Genomic DNA, 17,969 nt, shown 5'->3' on the forward strand with positions numbered 1-17,969 from the left:
TCCGATGGAGAGCGGGCAGCACGATTGGCAGGCCGATCTTGAACTTATTCGCCGGGCCGCCACCGAGGCTGGCGAGGTGGCGCACTCCTTCTTCGGACGATCCCCCGAGGTCTGGTGGAAGAACGAGGGACGCTCGCCGGTCAGCGCTGCCGACTTTGCCGCCAACGAGCGCCTGGAAAAACTGCTGATCACCGCACGGCCGCACTATGGTTGGCTCTCCGAGGAGACCGACGACGACAATGCGCGGCTTTCCCACGAGACGCTGTTCGTGGTCGATCCGATCGATGGCACGCGTGCCTTCATTGCCGGCGAGCGGACATGGTGCGTGTCCGTCGCGGTCGTTCATCAGGGAAGACCTGTCGCCGGCGTCCTCGTCGCTCCGGCGCTGGACGAGGAATTCTACGCCTGCCTCGACGGGCCGGCGCTCATGAATGGCGACCTGATATCGGTATCCCATCCGGATCCGTCCCTGCCGCTCACGCTGGCGATCGCGGAAGACCTGCTGCGCAAGCTTCCAGCCGCGCAGACGCAGGCGGTTCGCCGGGTGCGCCATGTCCCGTCGCTCGCCTACCGGCTGGCACTGACGGCCGACGGCAGGATCGACGGGACGATCGTCAAGAAAAACTCCCATGACTGGGATCTGGCGGCAGCAGACATCATTCTCCAGCGCGCGGGCGGAAAATTGCTCGACAGCGCCGGCCATCCTCTCGTCTACAATCGCGAAAGCGTGAAGCACGGAATGCTCTACGCCGGCGCCGGCCCCGCACTGGACAAGCTGTCCAGGTTCATGCCAGACGAACCGACCGATTGACGTTTTTTCCTGGATGCCTATGAGACATGTCCGGGGGGAATGAACTGAAGGGACTGACCATGCCGGAAACCGAAAAGAAGCAACTCCTGCACCTCGTGTTCGGGGGTGAACTGTCCAGCCTTGAGGGCGTACAGTTCAAGGATCTCAGCAATCTCGACATCGTCGGCATCTTTCCCGACTATGCCAGTGCTCTCACCGCATGGCGGTCGAAGGCGCAGCAGACTGTGGATAACGCCGAGATGCGCTACTTTATCGTCCACATGCACAAGCTTCTCGAGCCGGAAGCCAAGGGCGCATAACCCCCAAAGCAGGGGATATCCGGTCGTGGTGGCTGGATGCCACACCCGTTCTGCTTCATGGTTCCCCGGCGCTATTTTGACGTATTTGTAACCGAGTAGATGAGTGCTGGCCGAGCGGAGGATTTTCCACATCAGCGGACATGAACGGCGATCGAGGACGGGCGCGATACGCAGGGGTCTGGCGCGTCTGGCGCTGACCGGCTATCGCGTGGCCGGGATTCTCGTCTATCCGCTCGCTGGCCCGTTTCTCGCCTACCGGAGCTGGAAGGGCAAAGAGGACCGCTTGCGTCGCTCTGAGCGGCTTGGCTATGCGAGCCAGCCCCGGCCTCGAGGTCCGCTCGTCTGGGCCCATTCCGCCAGTGTCGGGGAAACGCTTGCGCTGATCCCATTGCTGCGCGAACTCGGGCGGCGCGACATACACGTGCTCCTGACCACCGGAACGGTGACGTCGGCGGAACTGGTCAAGAACCGGTTGGGGGGCCAGGTCATCCACCAGTACGTGCCGCTGGATCTGAAGTTCTCGATGAAGCGGTTCATTTCCTACTGGCGGCCGGATGCCTGCATCACGGCCGAGTCGGAGATATGGCCGACAACGCTTCTTGAACTTCATCGCCGCAAGATCCCCCAGATCACCGTCAATGCACGCATCTCCGACCGTTCCTTCGAGCGCTGGCAACGCCACGACACGATTGCGGAAGCCCTTTTCGGAAAGATGTCGCTCGTCGTCGCGCAGTCGGACCTCGATGCGGAGCGGTTTCGGGATCTGGGCGCGTGGCCGGTCCTGGTCTCCGGCAACCTGAAGGGCGATACGGATCCGCCGCCCTGCGATCCTGCTGCGCTGCAGCGCTATCGTGAGGAGATCGGCGAGCGCAAGACCTGGGCTGCCATCTCCACCTTCGAGGGCGAGGAGAAGGCCGCCGCCGGCATTCACAAGGCGCTCAAGCCGCGAAATGGGCAGTTGACGATCATCGTGCCACGCCATCCGGAGCGGTCGGATGCGATCGAGGACATGTTGAAGGCCCAGGGCCTGGTGGTGGCGAGGCGTTCCCGCAATGATCCGCTCACCCCCGAGACCGACATCTTCCTCGGCGATTCCATGGGCGAGATGGGCCTTTACCTCCGATTGACGGAACTGGCTTTCGTCGGACGGTCACTGACCGGGGAGGGCGGGCAAAACCCGCTGGAGCCTGCGATGCTCGGCTGTGCCGTTCTTTCGGGAAGCCATGTCCAGAATTTCCGCGACGCCTACGCCAATCTCGCCCGCAAGGGTGGTGCCCGGCTGATCCGCGATGTGGAGATGCTGGCAAAGGCGGTCCATTACCTCCTGTCCAATGATGTCGCCCGCCGCAAGATGATCGATGCGGGCCAGGAGACCATCAACGAGATGCGTGGGGCTCTTTCGGTGACTGTGAAGGCGCTCGAACCCTATATCAACCCGCTGACTGTGACGGCCCGGTTGCAGCCGAAGAGTGCGACCGCCCGATGACCGGAGGGCGGTTTCCCGGGATCGCCGGCATCCTGTTCGACAAGGACGGCACCCTGATCCGCTACGATGAAAGCTGGGGCCCGGTAAACCGGGAGGCTGCAAGGATCGCGTCAGCCGGTGATCCCGATCTGGAGCCGAGGCTTCTGCTTGCCGCCGGCATGGATCCCGTGTCCGGCGAGACCCGCGCAGACAGCCTGTTGGCAGCCGGCAATGCGGCCGAGATTGCACTCGGTTTTGCCGCGGCGGGTTCCCCCATCGATGCGGCGGAATTGACGGTTCTTCTCGACGACCTCTTCGTACGGGCAGTGGAGTATGCTGTGCCCGTCACGGATCTGCGGGTGCTGTTCCAAAGGTTGAAGGCACAGGGACTGAAGATCGGCATCGCCTCCAGCGATAATGAATCCTCGATCCGGCGCACGGCTGCACGGTTCGAGATCGATGGCTGGGTGGATTTCGTCGCCGGTTACGACAGCGGCTTCGGGACCAAGCCGGAGGCCGGCATGCTGCTCGGCTTTTGCGCTTCCACCGGGCTTGAGCCGCGGCAGGTGGCCATGGTGGGAGACAACGCTCACGACCTCCGCATGGGGCAGGCCGCTGGCGCCGGACTGAAGGTCGGCGTCCTTACCGGAACCGGTACACGTGACACTCTCGCGGCACTTGCCGATATCTGCATCGATGACATCACGGTCCTGCAGAGCCTTCTGCAGGGTTAGCGGTCCGTCGCCGGGCTTGCCTTTTTCCTGCGGTTCCCGTTTCAGTGCCGAGAGACCGTGATACTGGGAGTCTTGCGTATGGTTTCGGAAGCGCCGCCGTTCTGGTGGACCAAGGCGGACTGGCGGGCATGGGCGCTCGCTCCCGTCTCCTATGTCTATGGCCGGGTGGCAGGAAGCCGGATGGCGAACGGGAGCCGGGCGAGTGTGCCGGCACCCGTTCTATGTGTCGGCAACTTCACCGTGGGCGGCGCTGGGAAGACGCCAACTGCGCTCGCACTTGCCGTTGCCGCCCGGGAAAAGGGATATACGCCGGGCTTCCTGAGCCGCGGATATGGTGGTTCGCTGGACGTAACGACCCTTGTCGATATTGAGCATCATAGGGCGGCTGCCGTCGGTGACGAGGCGCTTCTGCTGGCTCGCGTCGCGACGACCGTCGTCTCACGCCGACGCGTTGATGGGGCGCGGAAGCTCATTGCCGAAGGCGTCGATCTCATCATCATGGATGACGGCTTCCAGAGCGCGCGCCTGCGGCTGGATTTCGCCCTTATCGTCATCGACAGCGTGCGTGGCATCGGCAACGGGCATCTGGTCCCCGGCGGTCCCGTTCGTGCTCCCATTGGGGAGCAGATGCGCCACCTTTCGGCGATCCTGAAGGTTGGCAACGGAGACGCCGCCGATCATCTCGTTCGGCAGGCGGCGAGAGCCGGCAAACCCGTCTATGTCGCGGCGCTCAAGCCACGCCCCTTGGCTGAGTTGAAGGACAAGCCGGTGCTTGCCTTCGCCGGCATAGCGGATCCGGAGAAGTTTTACCGTACGGTGGAGGCGCTTCAGGCGCGCATCGTCGTCAGGCAGTCCTTCCCTGACCATCACTATTTCGGCGATGACGAACTGGCCGACCTGCTGCGAGAGGCCGATCAACAGAGCCTGGTTCCGGTGACGACAGCCAAGGATGCCGCGCGGCTTGTCGGTGTGCACGGACCGGCTGAAACCCTACTGAAGAAGGTGCAGATCGTGGAGGTGGACATGACCTTCGATGATCCGAATGCGCCGGGCAAGATCATCGATCTTGCGGTGGCAAATTACCAGCGGAGGCGTTTGCAGGAGAGCCGGCAGAAAGATCAGCAGGCTCCTCAGGCCTGAGGAGCCTGGACCGGCAGCGCGCCGGCGCGCTTGTCCGCTTCCAGCGAGGCTGCGGCGTCCACATATGCCTCCTGACGGGCGATGCTCCAGTAGCGAAGTTCGTCGAGGGGGATGGGCCTGCCCGTCATTGCGCAGACGACGTAGGCGCCGGACCTGAGAATCTGGTAGTCGCCGTCCAGGTAGCGGATCTTCGCCTCCCGGCTCCCGCTTCCTTCGAACCGGTTCATCTTGTGTCTCCTGCGGAACATCATCTCTGCTCTACCGCGCAGATGGGTAAAGCGCCACCCTCAACTGCGCCCAAACAGGCGTTCGATGTCGGATAGCTTGAGCTCGATATAGGTCGGGCGGCCGTGGTTGCACTGGCCGGAGCCTGGGGTGGCCTCCATTTGCCTCAGAAGGGCATTCATCTCTTCCGGTCTCAACCGGCGTCCCGACCGCACGGAACCATGGCAGGCCATCGTCGCGGCGACGTTCTCGAGCTTGCTCCGGAGACCCCCGGCGGTATTCCATTCGGCGATCTCGTCCGCAAGGTCTCGCACCAGATGAGCTGCGTCGATCTCCCCGAGCATGGCCGGTGTCTCCCGCACAGCGACAGCACCGGGGCCGAACCGTTCGATCGTCAGCCCGAACCTGTCGAGGTCGCGTGCGTGAGCCATCAGCCGATCACAATCCTCTTCGGGGAGGTCGACAATTTCCGGAATCAGCAACGCCTGGGAGGCAAGCCGGCCCGCGTCCAGGGCCTTGCGCATTTCTTCGAAAACAAGTCGCTCATGAGCGGCATGCTGGTCCACGATGACGAGCCCATCGTCCGTTTGAGAAACGATGTAGTTCTCGTGAAGCTGCGCCCGGGCCGCGCCCAGCCGGTGATTGGCGAAGGAGATTGGCGAAACCGTGTTTTCTGCGCGAGAAATTGCGTCCGGCTGGTCCGGCGCCTCGGTGCGACCGGAAGGCACGGTCAGGCTGTCGAATGCAGCCTGCTGCCCCTCCGAGAATCCACGGCCCTCCGCGAGCGGTCGCGACGGCGATTGGTCCGCGTGCCAAGGTGCCCTCGCCTGGTCGGTGCCGGTCCTGAATGCCCGCATGAGGCCGTAGCCACCCGTCGTCGATGCGCGGCTGCCTTCTCGTGCGAGCGCCTCGCGGATCGCACCGACGATGAGCCCGCGAACCAGACCCGGGTCACGGAAACGGACGTCTGCCTTGGCCGGATGAACGTTGACGTCCACGAAGGCTGGATCGAGTTGGATCGAAAGAACCGCGACCGGGTATCGGCCAGACGGTACAGTTTCTGCATAGGCGCCGCGGATTGCGGAAAGGATCAGTTTGTCCTGGACTGGTCGACCGTTCACGAACGCGTATTGATGAGCGGAATTGCCGCGGTTGAACGTCGGCACGCCGACGAAGCCCTTCAGTGATACGTCCTCGCGCTCCGCGTCGATCTCGATTGCATTGTCGCGGAATTCGGGGCCGAGGATCTGCGCGATGCGGGCCAGTTGGTCGTCGCCCGTCGCAGACAGCTCGAGGGTCGAGCGATCCGGTCCGGAGAGGACGAAACGGATCGATGGAAATGCGATCGCCATCCGCTTTACCATTTCGGTAATCGCCGCTGCCTCGGCACGTTCCGATTTCAGGAACTTGAGGCGGGCGGGTGTCGCAAAGAACAGGTCGCGAACCTCGACCACCGTGCCGGTATTGGCTGCGGCCGGTCGTACCGGTGACATCCGTCCTCCTGCGACCGTCACCTGCGCGCCTTCGGGATCGCCCTGCCGGCGGCTGGTGATCGTGAGCTTGGCAACCGAGCCGATGGACGGAAGCGCCTCTCCGCGAAAGCCGAGCGTGCGGATCTCGTCGAGCGTGTCGCTGATCTTCGAGGTACAGTGGCGCCTTACCGCCAGGTCAAGATCCGCGGTATCCATGCCGCATCCATTGTCGGTGATGCGCACGAGGCTCTTTCCACCGCCGGCAGTAGCGATCTCGATACGGGTCGCACCGGCGTCGATGGCGTTTTCGATCAGTTCCTTCGCTGCGCTGGCGGGACGTTCGATGACTTCGCCTGCAGCGATCTGGTTGATCAGTGTTTCTGGAAGCTGTTTGACGGGCATTGCCCCATAATCCCGGATTCGGTGAAGCTTGAGAAGCCCCAACACCCCTATGATTAAACGGGCCTTAAGCTTATCGCCGTAAAATAAACCCGGCTGCAGAAAGCTCCAGGGATGTCAGGCGACGGAGGCGTGGAGATCGCCGAAAAGCAGGGAGCCCCTAAAGCCGCAAGGCTCAAAAGGACTATGAGGAAGACCCGGGCTGGTGGAGACACAGGACAGAGAAGATCGGCAGGGACTGAGCCAGACCCGGCGAGAGAGCCGATGACGCATAGCGGCATCCTGACAGATCCCACCATTGCAGACCTCGCTATCGATCTTCTGTGCGACGGCCTGCAGGCGGCGATACTCGTCTACGACCGTAGCGACCAGCTTGTCTACGCCGGTGGCCAGTTGCAGCTGCTTGCTCCCCTGCCTGCCAGTTCATTGACGCCGGGCGCCCGCCTTCGGGATCTCGTGGCGGCTCTTTTCGATGCGGGGGGCGAGGCCGGCAGCCATGCCTATGGCCAGTCAAGCTCCCTGCGTGAAAGCTGGATCGCCGACAAGATTGCCTCCCTGTGGCGCGAGCGCGCCGAACATGTCGAGCAAAGGGGGCCGGATCGCTGGCTGCACTATTCCAAACGCCGTTTCCCCAACGGCTACGGCGTCTGCGTCGTTCGGGACGTTTCGGAACAGAAGAAGCGCGAGGAGCAGTGGAGGGCAGTCGGTGAGCGAATGGAACTGGCCGAACAGGTTCTCGACAAGCTCCCGTTTCCGGTGTCCATCAAGTCGAGCGACATGATCTATGTCGCCGTCAACCAGTCGTTCTGCAGAATTCTCGGACGTTCTCCCGAGGAACTGCTTGGCCGTAAAGCATGTGAGGTGTTCGACCCGGTGATCGCCGGCCGCATCGGCGCCGCCGATCGGCAGATCATCAGGAACGGCATTTCCGTGACCTCGCCGGAACTCCTCATCGGCAAGGACGGCGACCACGTGAAGACGATCGTCAGGAAGTTCAGGATTGGGAAGCCGGGTCGGTATCAGGTGGTAGCGGCATTGGAGGACCTGTCGGGGCTAGTGCCGGAGAGGCTCGGATCCACGGTGAGGAAACCTGTCCGCAAGGTTCAGCTTGGCCAGCACGGCATGTCTCTGCAGGATCTGAGGGGGCGAAACGTACTGGTCGTGACAACCGAACAAGATGCGTCCGACCTGCTGCCGCAGTCGATTGCGAAGCTGGGCGCCGAGGCTGTGGTCGTCGGAAGCGCTGAGGAGCTCGAACTTTTCCTCTCTTTCTCCGATGAACTTGGCGTTGTTGTCGATCTCGTCCTGGTTCTGGCCGAGAAGAGCCTGCTGGCTGCATGTACGATGCTGACCGAGGCGTTTCAGGTTCCGCTCGTGGTGCTGGATCGTAGCCGTACAGGCCGAGGTCTGCATGCATTGGTTACCGAAGTTTTCGCGCGGGAAGCTGACGACGAAGTGGTCGAGGACGCTCAAACCGGAGCGGCCACGGGCTTGCTCGACGTGCTTGTTGCCGAGGACAATGCCGTCAACCAGATCGTATTTTCGCAGATACTTGAAGGGCTGGGCTATCGCTACAGCATCGCGGCGGATGGTGAGGAGGCGGTCCGGCTATGGAAGGAACATAAGCCGCGGCTGGTACTGATGGACATTACGCTGCCGAAGATCAACGGCTTCGATGCCTGCCGGCAGATCCGCGAGGTTGAGGGACGCGGTAGTCCCACTCCCATCATTGGAGTTCTGACGCAGCCATTCGATCATGACCGCGACCAATGCTTTCTGTCTGGAATGGACGACGTGATCCTGAAGCCCATCAGTCCGGAAATGCTGGAGTCGGTTCTTCTCACGTATTTGCAGGAACGCGACGTGACCGAGAGGCGGAAATCTGCACCTGAAGGAAGGCAGGTTTGTTAAGGTTTCTGTCGCATCTTGCCCGAATGTATACAGAGTATCGGTTTTTCGCATGACGTCGGCCGGCAAACTGTTGCCGCAGGTCACCCAGAATGAACTGCAGGCGATGGCATACAGCGATCCGCTTACAGGCCTCGGCAACCGCTACCGGTTGCGCGACAAGGTCCGGTTGCTTGCTGCCGAACGTGCTCAGGATCCCGCTCCCTTCACCATCTGCATCGCAAATCTCGACGGGTTCAAGCCGATCAACGACCTGTTTGGCGTCGCTGCGGGAGACGAAATTCTCTGCCAGGTGGCCCATCGCCTGAAGGCATGTATTCCCGACGGTGCAACGGTCACCCGTCATGACGGGGACGAGTTTGCTTTCGTCCTGCCGTTGGTCTTCGAGAGGGTGGGCGCTGAACGGATCGGGCAGATGATCAAGGACGTGCTCTCCGCACCCTACGATCTGGGCGACCGAAACGTACGTCTATCGGCCTCCTTCGGTTTTGCCATCTATCCTTTTGCCGGTGAGGAGTTCGAGGATCTTCTGAAGAGTGCGGAGACCGCCCTCTATCGGTCCAAGCGCCGGGGCAGGGGGCAAATCACAGTCTACTCCCGCGAGATCGCCCTGGAGATGAAGCGGGCGACACAACTGGAGCAGGCGCTGCGAACGGCGGTCATTGCCGATGCCGTGGACGCCTATTTCCAGCCAATCGTGCGGCTCGGCGACGGCGCTGTGCTGGGCTTCGAGGCACTGGCGCGTTGGATCGATGCTGACCTCGGTTTCGTCTCGCCGTCCGTTTTCGTGCCTCTCGCCGAAGAACGCGGCTTCATCGACGCGCTTTCCGAGACATTGTTGCGCAAGGCGGCGGAGGCCGCGGTCTCATGGCCGCGGGAGCTCTTCCTTTCGTTCAACCTGTCATCGGTCCAGTTGATGGACCCTGGAACCACGGACACCATCCTGTCGATCCTTGACCGCGTGGGCCTTGATCCGCACCGGCTTGAACTCGAGATCACGGAAACCGCCATGATGACGTCGGCGGAGACGGCGCACCGGATTATTACCGATCTGCGTGCCGAAGGCGTGAAGATCTCGCTCGACGACTTCGGGACGGGGCAGTCCAGCCTTGGCCGGCTGCGTGAGTTCACGTTCGACAAGGTGAAGATCGACCGGGCATTCGTATCGCAGATCACCACTGACCGAGCGTCCGAACACATCGTCAAAGCGATCATCGCGATGTGCGACGGGCTGGATCTGCAGGTGGTGGCGGAGGGTATCGAGGATTATGCCGACGCCCAGAAGCTGAAAGCCCTGGGATGTGGGATGGGGCAAGGCTACTACTACGGCAAGCCGGCCGACACCGTCGCAACGGGACGCTATCTGCGGGAGCAGGAGCGAAGACTTCTGGTTGCTCACCTCTGATCCAGAGGCACGCCTTACCTAGTCCGGCCGCTAAGAAAAAGGCGGCGCCGCAGCGCCGCCCCTTCAAGATGCCTTAATGCGTCACACGCTCCGGGCTTAGTTGTTACCTTCAGCCGTCGGCGGGGTAGTGGCATTCGGCATCGGTGTCGCAGCACCGGTGGACGAAGTTGTCGTGGTGTCGGTGGTCGCCGCATCAGCGGCTGCCTGCTGGTCTTCGAGCGTCATGAACTCAGGAGCCGCATTGAGCGAATCCTTCGTTTCAGTCGTCGTCAGACGGATCTCATTGTTGTTTTCCATGTCGCGGGTCATGGAGATGTTTTCCATCGGAACTGCGACATCCTTCTCACCGATACCGAGGAAGCCGCCGACGCCGATCACGGCTGCGACGATGCCGCCATCTTTCTCAAGAATCAGGTCGTTGATGTCGCCAACGCTTTCATCTTCAGCGTTATAAACCGACTTGCCGATGTAGTCGTTGGCGCTGACCTGCGTCTCCGACTGTTCGGTCAGGTAAGAGCCCGAAGCGGCAGCAGTATCTGTCGAAGCATCCGCGCTTGGGGTGGCTGCAGTGTCCGTGGTCGCATCGGTTTCCGGAGTGGCAGCAGTATCCGTGGAAGCGTCAGCGCCTGGAGTTGCCGGAGTAGCGGCAGTGTCGGTCGAAGTATCGGTTTCGGGAGCGGCAGCGTTGTCGGTCGACGAGGCGCCTGCGGCGGGTGCGCCGTCGGTGCCGGTCATCGGCTTCATTGCGGGATCTGCAGGAGCAGCCGGAGACGCCGGTGCGGCCGGATCGCTAGTCTGGGCCATGGCCGGTGCGATTGCAGTGGAGGCCATCAGGACGGCTGCGGCCGCCATTGTGCTGAAAGTCTTCTTCATGTCGAACCTACCTTCCTAGTGTTCTCGATGTGAACGCGCGACGTTCAATCGCGCCGGTTCGCGCAGACAATGGATCGACCTGGGGTTTAGTTCCCCCTCAATGCCGAAATTATAGGCCGGTGCCGTGCCAACTGCCGGTTGGCGAGCGGAGAACTCAAGGAGGTTGGAAGGCTCAGACGCGGAAGCTCGGCTCCGGCGTGCCGGCGGCACCGGCGGTGAAGGCGAACATTCGGCCGGCAAGAGGGTCGCTCTCCCGCTGGTCAGGGCTCAGTCCTTCCCAGGCCGACGTGACCCCGATGTTTGTCAGGCCGGGTCCGAAGAAGACGGGACAAGTCGTCTGCCGCGCCGGCAGCGTGTGCCTCGTCACCAGGGTACCGTCCGGAGAATAACAGTCCACCGCTCCGGCGCCCCACCGCGCATTCCAGATGTTGCCGTCCCGGTCACAGATCGAGCCGTCCATACCGCCCGGCTGATCGCTGGTATCGATGAGCACGGTGGGCTCGCCGACAGGCAGTCCCGTAGAGGAGTCGAGGCTGACCCGCATCAGGAGGTTCTTCGTGGTGTCGACGAAATAGCCAGTGGAGCCGTCCGGCGAAAAGCAGATTCCGTTTGGGATGCTGATATTGCGGAAGAGCCGGGTCACGGTCTTCCGTGCCACATGGTAGATGACTCCGGCCCCTTCCTCGGCTCCTTTCCCCATTGTCCCGATCCAGAGACTGCCACTCGGATGAAGGCGCCCGTCATTGGAGCGGTTGCCGGCATTCCCAGCCTCCAGCTCGCAATAGAGGCTGAGCCCACCGTCCCGGCGGTTGCGGATGTAAAGCCCCTCTTCGGTTGCCAGAAGCTGTCGTTCCGCATCGATGCGGGCGATGACGCTCGCCATGAATGGCAGCGGGTGATGTCGCTCCTCACCGGTGGAGAGGTTCCTTTCGTGAAGCAGCTTCCCCAGGATGTCGAACCACCAAAGCGTGTTGGTTTCCGGTTCGAAGCTTGGCCCCTCTCCGAGCTCGGAAACGGTGTTGGACAAGGTCGCAGGCTCGGATTTTGCGTCGTGCACGATGAACTCCGGGAAGTGAATCTTGCACCATCGCTTGGACGCTGCAAATGTCTCCGCCAATATGACTTCCTGTCAGATTGGCGATTGCTATTGCGGAATTTTCGACATACCTGTCTATAATCTTTCTCTGTAAAGGCAAGATTGCATCGACCGGGGCGTAGGTGTCGGACAACTCCGTTCCTGGGCCTGAATTGCTCTCCATCCGACCATTTCGGTCAGTCGCGTCAAACCAGGAAATCGAGAACTCCGCCCCATGCCGCCTTTGGAAAAGAGCATCGCGAACGAATCGACCGAGGATCAGATCCTGGAGATCAAGGGACTGAAGACGCAGTTCGACGTATTCCGGTTCATGAAGCGCATAACCGAATTCTATGGCGCTCGCGCTTTCATGGTAGTGAACATGCCGGGACCGACCTCCCTCACTCTTTCCGCCCATAGCGTCATCACCAACTGGCCTGCGGAGCTCATTACTCATTTCGACCGCGAGGGACTTCTCTCCTCCAGCCCAATCCTGAAGCAGTTGCGTGAATCGTTCATTCCCACCCAATATGACCTGGAGGCGGTGAACCTTGTGCGCGGCAATACGGTTTCGACCGACCTGTTCGGCCCTTACCGTCTGGTGCGAGGCGCCTATTTCCCGGTTCACGACAGTACTGGGATGCGCGGCGCCGTATCGCTCGCCGGTGATGGTGCTCCCTTCACGCATCAGCAGATGATGGAATTGAGCTATCTCGCGATCCACGTCTATGAACGGCTCGGCCAGATACGCAGCATGACCACCCGCACCGTCGAGACGCTGACCGAACGCGAGCTGGACTGCATCACCTGGACGGCAGCTGGAAAGACAAGCGCAGAGATTGCCGAGATCCTCGGGCTATCCGAACATACGGTCAATCACTACCTCAACCGAGCCGCCAAGAAGCTGGACAGCGTCAATCGCACCCAGGCCGTTGCGACCGCGTTCCGTCTAGGACTGATTTGCTGACCGTCGCATGATTCGCGCTGCTCACAAAATGAGCACGCCGCCTCCGCGGAACTTTGTTGCATCCGGTCAGGCGACGCCACTGCCACATCCCCCGCGACGTTCGCCATCTGGCACGGTCCGTGCATTCCACGGGAAGGGTCCAGAGGGGACCGACAGCGTCCGAAAGAGACGTAATGAGAAACGATGCTGCCTGGCGATTCATGAGCTTGCGTCGGGCAGCATCGCCATTGCGTGTTGCAGCATCGGGCGGCCAACTCCTATAAGGACTCCTGACCAGTCGCCCCGCGACTGTCGCGCGACAGGAGTTTGATCGATGACGGACGTGACCAAGGAACAGGTTCTGGCGGCGCTTTCAAAGGTCCGGGGCCCTGACCTCACCGATGACATCGTATCACTGAAGATGGTCTCCGATGTCTTTATCTCCGACAACAAGGTGTACTTCTCGATCACCGTGCCCGCCGACCGGGCCGAGCAATTGGAGCCGCTGCGGGCAGCCGCCGAGCGATCGGTCAAGGCCGTTCCAGGCGTCAAAGGTGCCCTGGTAACGCTGACGGCGGATCGAAAGGCTGGTGCCACGTCCTCTGCCCCGCCACGTCGCCCGCAGCCTGCAGCCCCGCCGCACGCGCACGGGTCTTCGGCGCGCCCGGAAAAGGCGGGCGTACCGGGGGTGGGCGCGATCATAGCGGTCGCGTCCGGGAAGGGGGGAGTGGGGAAGTCCACGACCGCTGTCAATCTTGCCCTCGGCCTGCAGGCCATCGGGATGAAGGTCGGAATACTCGACGCCGATATCTACGGTCCCTCTATTCCGCGGCTCCTGAAGATATCCGGGCGACCGCAGCAGATCGAAAACCGCATCATCCGTCCGATGGAGAACTATGGCCTTAAAGCGATGTCCATGGGTTTCTTGGTCGACGAAGAGACCGCGATGATCTGGCGCGGCCCGATGGTTCAGTCGGCGCTTCTGCAGATGCTGCGGGAGGTGGCCTGGGGCGAGCTCGACGTCCTGGTTGTCGACATGCCTCCCGGCACCGGCGACGTGCAACTCACCATGGCCCAGCAGGTGCCTCTTGCTGGCGCAGTGATCGTCTCTACCCCGCAGGACTTGGCGCTGATCGACGCACGCAAGGCCATCACCATGTTCCGCAAGGTGGAAGTGCCGCTGCTCGGCATCATAGAGAACATGAGCTATTTCGTGGCGCCCGATACCGGTGCGCGCTACGACATCTTCGGCCATGGCGGCGCACAGGCAGAAGCCGCTCGGATCGGCGTCCCCTTCCTGGGTGAAGTGCCGCTGACGATCGATATCCGCGAGAAGTCCGATAGTGGAACGCCGGTTGTTGCAGCGGATCCTGAGGGGCTCGCCGGGCAGATCTACCGGGACATCGCGCTACGGGTGCGCGGGGCGTTGGAGGGGCGGGTTGAAAGACCGGCTCCTACGATCGTCTTCGAATAGGCTTCAGAACCGTCGCACATCTATGCCGGTTCGCTAAATTGTCAGCCTGTTCAAGCTTTTCCCGATGAGCCGTTAACGCCTCGTCAAGGTTAATGATTGATCCTTCGCGGGTTGCCGTAGCCCGTGGAGTCCCTCGTTTTGCGTTCGAATGTTCTTTTGAGTCGCAACTGCCGTGCCCGCCTGAATGCCTGGAGCGCTCCTACGCTATTCGGCCTTGTCGCGTGGCTGGCCTTTCCCTCTACGGCGTCCCATGGGGATCTTTCCGCTCTTCTGAATGGGCTCGATGCAGGTCAGCGATGGCGGACCGTGTTGACCCATTCTCCGGCCGGATCCATTCATTCTTCCGAGCTCGCCTTCCCCGGCGCGGAGCGCATGCTTCCCTCCGATGCAGGTCTGGCTCTGCCGGATGGCAGCAAGATCGCCTTTGTCGGTGGTGGCAGCAAGGGCGACGCTACCCCGGACGAGGACCGCGTCAACCGGAAGGCGAAGAAGGGGCGGATCGTGGCGGTGGAGCCGATGCAGCCTCCCAAGGCCTTCAGTGCCGGCTCGATCCTTCAACGGACCAGTGCGCTGACATTGCCGCTACAAGACGGACAGGAATTGGCCGGGTTCGCCAAGCCCGGGAAGAAGGTCAAGGAGTTCGAACTGGCGTCCTTCTACTTCCGCAAGGAGGAGAAGCCGGCTGCGGGGGTGTCGCCGATGATCGCTAGCCTCGTGACCAATGACAAGGCCGATGTCCTGGCAACAGCCTACGCGCCTCCAGAGCCGGATTTCGCCCGGGAATCGCCGTTCGACGCTATCCTCAAGAAGCCCGGAGCCGGGCGCTTCATCCCGCCGATCGGGCGTGATGATCATGCATGGGCCGCGACGCCGCTTCCGGCGGAAACATTTTCGGCCCGTGAGCAGCAATGCCTCGCGTCCGGCATCTACTTCGAAGCACGTGGCGAATCGGCGCGCGGGCAGGCGGCCGTGGCGCAGGTCATCCTCAACCGCGTACGCAATCCTGCCTATCCGGATACGATCTGCGGCGTCGTTTACCAGAACGAGGATTGGCGCAACCGCTGCCAGTTCTCCTTTGCCTGCGACAACATCCGGGACCGCATCCGCTCGCAATATCACTGGAAGATGGCTCGCGAGGTCGCCATGGCGGTCACCGCCGGGAAGATCTGGCTAAACGAGGTGGGCTCATCGACCCACTACCACGCGGTATACGTCCGCCCGAAGTGGGCGCGGTCTATGAAGAAGGTCGGGCGCATCGGCCTGCATATCTTCTATCGCACCTATGGCGGCGGCTGGAGCTGAATGCGGCCTGACGCCGCTGCCTCGTGATTCCGCTCAAGAAGTTTAGGCCGATAGTAGTGCTTCTGCCGTAAATGCTTGAAAAATAGAATCAATTGGCTTGGATCCCATCTCGTCCCCATGCCTTGACTATGCAGGCGCTCAAAACTATGTTGCGCCCGACTTGAAAACGGGCCGGAAGGCGCGAAATCCCTAGCAGTCAGCATGTTTCGCACACGGATCGGACGGTCGATGCACCGTAGGATGCGGGAAGACGGCAAGGGAGGATGCGGATGACGGATAATCGGGACGAGAGTCTGGAGCAGCGCCGCAGGCGTCTTTCTGCCGCCTTGGCGGAGCGGGACGCGGAAGAAGCGGCTGAAGCGAAGAGGGATGCGCAGAGCGAGGAAAGCCGTCGTGGGATGGCTCTCGGTCTGAAGATCTCCTCGGAATTCATCGCCGCAATCGCGGTGGGCGCCATGCTCGGCTATCTTCTCGACCGTTTTGCCGGTACAGGGCCCTGGGGCATGATCATCCTGCTCCTCCTTGGCTTCTGCGCCGGTATACTGAATGTCCTGCGGGCCGTGGGGATGGTTGCAATGCCGCCATCCTTGGCTGGTGGCCGGGATAAGAAGCGAAAGCCTTGACGGGCGCATGAGTGGCGACCGTCGGCGAGGCGAGTGAAGGAAGAAAGAAGGTAGACGGTGGCCAACGATCCGACCCATCAGTTCCAGATCAGCAAGATCGTTCCGATCGAAATCGGCGGCATGGATTTCTCCTTCACCAATGCATCCCTGTTCATGGTCGCCACGGTCGCCTGCGCCGCCGGCTTCCTTTATTTCGCCACTTCGCAACGCGGACTGATCCCCGGCCGGGCGCAGTCGGTCGCCGAGATGTCCTACGAGTTCATTGCCGGCATGCTGCGTGAGGGCGCCGGAAATTCTGGGATGAAGTTCTTCCCACTTGTCTTCACGCTGTTCATGTTCGTTCTGACGGCGAACATGCTGGGCATGTTCCCCTACTTCTTCACCGTGACCAGCCAGATCATCGTGACTTTCGCGCTTGCGCTCTTGGTCATCGGCACGGTTCTCGTCTACGGCTTTTACAAGCACGGATTTCACTTCCTGAGCGTGTTTGTGCCGAGCGGCGTTCCCGGCGTGCTTCTGCCGCTCGTCGTCGCGATCGAGATCATTTCCTTCCTGTCCCGTCCGATCTCGCTGTCGGTGCGTCTCTTCGCCAACATGCTGGCGGGGCACATCACGCTGAAGGTCTTTTCGGGCTTCGTTGCCTCGATGGGTGCGCTTGGCGCACTCGGAATCGGCGGCGCCATCCTGCCTCTCATCATGACCGTCGCCCTGACGGGTCTCGAGTTCCTCGTCGCCTTTCTACAGGCCTATGTCTTCGCGGTACTGACTTGCATGTACCTGAATGACGCGGTCCATCCGGGCGGGCACTAAGGAATAACCACATTGGCGCCCCGCAGGCGCCAGTCATCCGCCGCAACAACCATTTCGAAGGAGTTCATTCATGGAAGCGGAAGCAGCAAAGTTCATCGGCGCAGGTCTCGCTTGCTTTGGTATGGCCGGTACGGCTCTCGGTCTCGGCAACATCTTCGGCAACTACCTGTCGGGCGCCCTGCGCAACCCGTCCGCCGCTGACAGCCAGTTCGGCCGTCTGGTATTCGGCTTCGCCGTTACGGAAGCTCTGGGCATCTTCTCGCTGCTCGTTGCTCTCCTTCTCCTGTTCGCCGTCTAATAGCGGCATCGGGTTACGGGATCACGGCCGTCCTGACGATGGCCGTGATCCTTCGCATTCGAATTCCACCTGGAGGTGATGATGTTCGTGACTTCGGCATTTGCGCAGACCGCGCCGGAAGCCACAGAGACGCAAGAAGCGCCGGGCGCAGCGCCTGCAGGCGAACTGCACACGGAAACCGGTGTCGTTCACGACGACGCGCATGCCACGGGCGTATTCCCGCCCTTCGATGCTTCGACTTATCCGTCGCAGCTTCTCTGGCTCGTCATCACCTTCGGTCTCTTCTACCTTCTGATGAAGAAGGTTATCGTGCCGCGCTTGGGTGGAATTCTCGAGCAGCGCCACGACCGCATCGCCCAGGATCTCGACGAGGCGTCCCGCCTGAAGTCGGAAGCCGATGCGGCTGTCGAAACCTATGAAAGCGAACTCGCTGCGGCGCGCTCCAAGGCGCACACGATCGGCGAGACGGCTCGTGAGGCCGCCAAGACAAAGGCTGCCGCCGACCGCGCCGCCATCGAGGCAGAGCTTGCAGAGAAGCTCTCGGCCGCCGAAGCCCGCATCAGCGACATCAAGGCTCAGGCCTTCGCCCAGGTTGGAGCTATCGCCGAAGAAACGGCATCAGCCATCGTCGATCAGTTGATCGGCGCCAAGGCCAACGCCGATGAAATCAAGGCTGCCGTTGCCGCAGCATCTCCGAAGGGGGCCTGATC

Annotated in this window: 18 protein-coding genes; 14 read left to right on the forward strand and 4 right to left on the reverse strand. The window is 61.7% G+C overall.

Features of this window, described 5'->3' with window-relative positions; translation table 11 throughout:
* Positions 1–4: 4 nt before the first annotated feature.
* The 5 genes from FN060_RS21885 (at position 5) to lpxK (ending at position 4,449) form a co-directional block, all read left to right on the forward strand.
* On the forward strand, positions 5–811 hold the full coding sequence (locus tag FN060_RS21885; RefSeq protein WP_077548170.1) for a 3'(2'),5'-bisphosphate nucleotidase CysQ: 807 nt from the start codon (positions 5–7) through the stop codon (positions 809–811).
* Positions 812–870: 59 nt separating this feature from the next.
* Positions 871–1,110 carry a DUF4170 domain-containing protein gene (locus FN060_RS21890; protein WP_052641717.1) on the forward strand — a complete coding sequence of 80 codons (240 nt, stop codon included), beginning with the start codon at positions 871–873 and terminating at the stop codon, positions 1,108–1,110.
* A gap of 166 nt (positions 1,111–1,276) precedes the next feature.
* On the forward strand, positions 1,277–2,596 hold the full coding sequence (gene waaA, locus FN060_RS21895; protein ID WP_077548229.1) for a lipid IV(A) 3-deoxy-D-manno-octulosonic acid transferase: 1,320 nt from the start codon (positions 1,277–1,279) through the stop codon (positions 2,594–2,596).
* Complete coding sequence (locus FN060_RS21900) at positions 2,593–3,309, forward strand: HAD family hydrolase (RefSeq protein ID WP_142590030.1); 717 nt, start codon at positions 2,593–2,595, stop codon at positions 3,307–3,309. The genes waaA and FN060_RS21900 overlap by 4 nt, the downstream gene beginning before the upstream one ends.
* A 78-nt stretch (positions 3,310–3,387) precedes the next feature.
* Positions 3,388–4,449 (forward strand): tetraacyldisaccharide 4'-kinase, encoded by a 1,062-nt coding sequence (gene lpxK, locus FN060_RS21905; RefSeq protein ID WP_142590031.1) that lies wholly within the window; start codon positions 3,388–3,390, stop codon positions 4,447–4,449.
* Here the strand turns inward: lpxK and FN060_RS21910 are convergent.
* Both FN060_RS21910 and mutL read right to left on the reverse strand, forming a co-directional pair.
* The gene (locus FN060_RS21910) at positions 4,440–4,676 is read right to left on the reverse strand and encodes a DUF2093 domain-containing protein (RefSeq protein WP_142590032.1); all 237 of its coding nucleotides are present in this window, start codon (positions 4,674–4,676) and stop codon (positions 4,440–4,442) included. The genes lpxK and FN060_RS21910 overlap by 10 nt on opposite strands.
* Before the next feature lie 60 nt (positions 4,677–4,736).
* Positions 4,737–6,548, reverse strand: a complete 1,812-nt coding sequence (gene mutL / locus FN060_RS21915; protein WP_142590033.1) for a DNA mismatch repair endonuclease MutL — start codon at positions 6,546–6,548, stop codon at positions 4,737–4,739.
* A gap of 261 nt (positions 6,549–6,809) precedes the next feature.
* On the opposite strand from mutL, the gene FN060_RS21920 reads away from it, so the two are divergent.
* Complete coding sequence (locus tag FN060_RS21920) at positions 6,810–8,456, forward strand: response regulator (RefSeq protein WP_183949849.1); 1,647 nt, start codon at positions 6,810–6,812, stop codon at positions 8,454–8,456.
* A 49-nt stretch (positions 8,457–8,505) separates the two neighbouring features.
* The gene (locus FN060_RS21925) at positions 8,506–9,858 is read left to right on the forward strand and encodes a putative bifunctional diguanylate cyclase/phosphodiesterase (protein ID WP_142590035.1); all 1,353 of its coding nucleotides are present in this window, start codon (positions 8,506–8,508) and stop codon (positions 9,856–9,858) included.
* A 96-nt stretch (positions 9,859–9,954) separates the two neighbouring features.
* Here FN060_RS21925 and FN060_RS21930 read toward each other — a convergent pair whose 3' ends face one another.
* Positions 9,955–10,731: a PRC-barrel domain-containing protein gene (locus FN060_RS21930; RefSeq protein WP_244665909.1), complete on the reverse strand. Its 777-nt coding sequence runs from the start codon at positions 10,729–10,731 to the stop codon at positions 9,955–9,957.
* A gap of 172 nt (positions 10,732–10,903) precedes the next feature.
* On the reverse strand, positions 10,904–11,788 hold the full coding sequence (locus FN060_RS21935) for an SMP-30/gluconolactonase/LRE family protein (RefSeq protein ID WP_244665910.1): 885 nt from the start codon (positions 11,786–11,788) through the stop codon (positions 10,904–10,906).
* Between the two features lie 253 nt (positions 11,789–12,041).
* Here FN060_RS21935 and FN060_RS21940 point away from each other — a divergent pair, with 253 nt between their 5' ends.
* The 7 genes from FN060_RS21940 to FN060_RS21970 all read left to right on the forward strand — a co-directional run bounded on the left by FN060_RS21940 (position 12,042) and on the right by FN060_RS21970 (position 17,967).
* Positions 12,042–12,773: a helix-turn-helix transcriptional regulator gene (locus FN060_RS21940; RefSeq protein WP_142590036.1), complete on the forward strand. Its 732-nt coding sequence runs from the start codon at positions 12,042–12,044 to the stop codon at positions 12,771–12,773.
* Positions 12,774–13,086: 313 nt separating this feature from the next.
* A complete protein-coding gene (locus FN060_RS21945) occupies positions 13,087–14,226 on the forward strand; it encodes an Mrp/NBP35 family ATP-binding protein (protein WP_142590037.1) in 1,140 nt (379 codons plus the stop codon).
* Positions 14,227–14,382: 156 nt separating this feature from the next.
* Complete coding sequence (locus tag FN060_RS21950) at positions 14,383–15,528, forward strand: cell wall hydrolase (protein ID WP_425312208.1); 1,146 nt, start codon at positions 14,383–14,385, stop codon at positions 15,526–15,528.
* Between the two features lie 269 nt (positions 15,529–15,797).
* Positions 15,798–16,151: an AtpZ/AtpI family protein gene (locus tag FN060_RS21955; RefSeq protein ID WP_077548160.1), complete on the forward strand. Its 354-nt coding sequence runs from the start codon at positions 15,798–15,800 to the stop codon at positions 16,149–16,151.
* 57 nt (positions 16,152–16,208) lie between these two features.
* Positions 16,209–16,961, forward strand: a complete 753-nt coding sequence (locus FN060_RS21960) for a F0F1 ATP synthase subunit A (RefSeq protein ID WP_077548159.1) — start codon at positions 16,209–16,211, stop codon at positions 16,959–16,961.
* A gap of 70 nt (positions 16,962–17,031) precedes the next feature.
* Entirely contained in the window at positions 17,032–17,259 is a 228-nt protein-coding gene (locus FN060_RS21965; RefSeq protein ID WP_010026583.1) for a F0F1 ATP synthase subunit C, read from the forward strand.
* An 81-nt stretch (positions 17,260–17,340) separates the two neighbouring features.
* Positions 17,341–17,967, forward strand: a complete 627-nt coding sequence (locus tag FN060_RS21970) for a F0F1 ATP synthase subunit B (RefSeq protein ID WP_142590039.1) — start codon at positions 17,341–17,343, stop codon at positions 17,965–17,967.
* Positions 17,968–17,969 lie beyond the last annotated feature (2 nt).

It is taken from the genome of Pseudorhizobium halotolerans (assembly GCF_902153235.2).
GTDB lineage: Bacteria > Pseudomonadota > Alphaproteobacteria > Rhizobiales > Rhizobiaceae > Neorhizobium > Neorhizobium flavum.

Coding starts and splice junctions, on each gene's coding strand:
- FN060_RS21885 (WP_077548170.1), top strand. CDS start 5: ATGGAGAGCGGGCAGCACGATTGGCAGGCCGATCTTGAACTTATTCGC.
- FN060_RS21890 (WP_052641717.1), top strand. CDS start 871: ATGCCGGAAACCGAAAAGAAGCAACTCCTGCACCTCGTGTTCGGGGGT.
- FN060_RS21900 (WP_142590030.1), top strand. CDS start 2,593: ATGACCGGAGGGCGGTTTCCCGGGATCGCCGGCATCCTGTTCGACAAG.
- lpxK (WP_142590031.1), top strand. CDS start 3,388: ATGGTTTCGGAAGCGCCGCCGTTCTGGTGGACCAAGGCGGACTGGCGG.
- FN060_RS21910 (WP_142590032.1), bottom strand. CDS start 4,676: ATGAACCGGTTCGAAGGAAGCGGGAGCCGGGAGGCGAAGATCCGCTAC.
- mutL (WP_142590033.1), bottom strand. CDS start 6,548: ATGCCCGTCAAACAGCTTCCAGAAACACTGATCAACCAGATCGCTGCA.
- FN060_RS21920 (WP_183949849.1), top strand. CDS start 6,810: ATGACGCATAGCGGCATCCTGACAGATCCCACCATTGCAGACCTCGCT.
- FN060_RS21925 (WP_142590035.1), top strand. CDS start 8,506: ATGACGTCGGCCGGCAAACTGTTGCCGCAGGTCACCCAGAATGAACTG.
- FN060_RS21930 (WP_244665909.1), bottom strand. CDS start 10,731: ATGAAGAAGACTTTCAGCACAATGGCGGCCGCAGCCGTCCTGATGGCC.
- FN060_RS21940 (WP_142590036.1), top strand. CDS start 12,042: ATGCCGCCTTTGGAAAAGAGCATCGCGAACGAATCGACCGAGGATCAG.
- FN060_RS21945 (WP_142590037.1), top strand. CDS start 13,087: ATGACGGACGTGACCAAGGAACAGGTTCTGGCGGCGCTTTCAAAGGTC.
- FN060_RS21955 (WP_077548160.1), top strand. CDS start 15,798: ATGACGGATAATCGGGACGAGAGTCTGGAGCAGCGCCGCAGGCGTCTT.
- FN060_RS21965 (WP_010026583.1), top strand. CDS start 17,032: ATGGAAGCGGAAGCAGCAAAGTTCATCGGCGCAGGTCTCGCTTGCTTT.
- FN060_RS21970 (WP_142590039.1), top strand. CDS start 17,341: ATGTTCGTGACTTCGGCATTTGCGCAGACCGCGCCGGAAGCCACAGAG.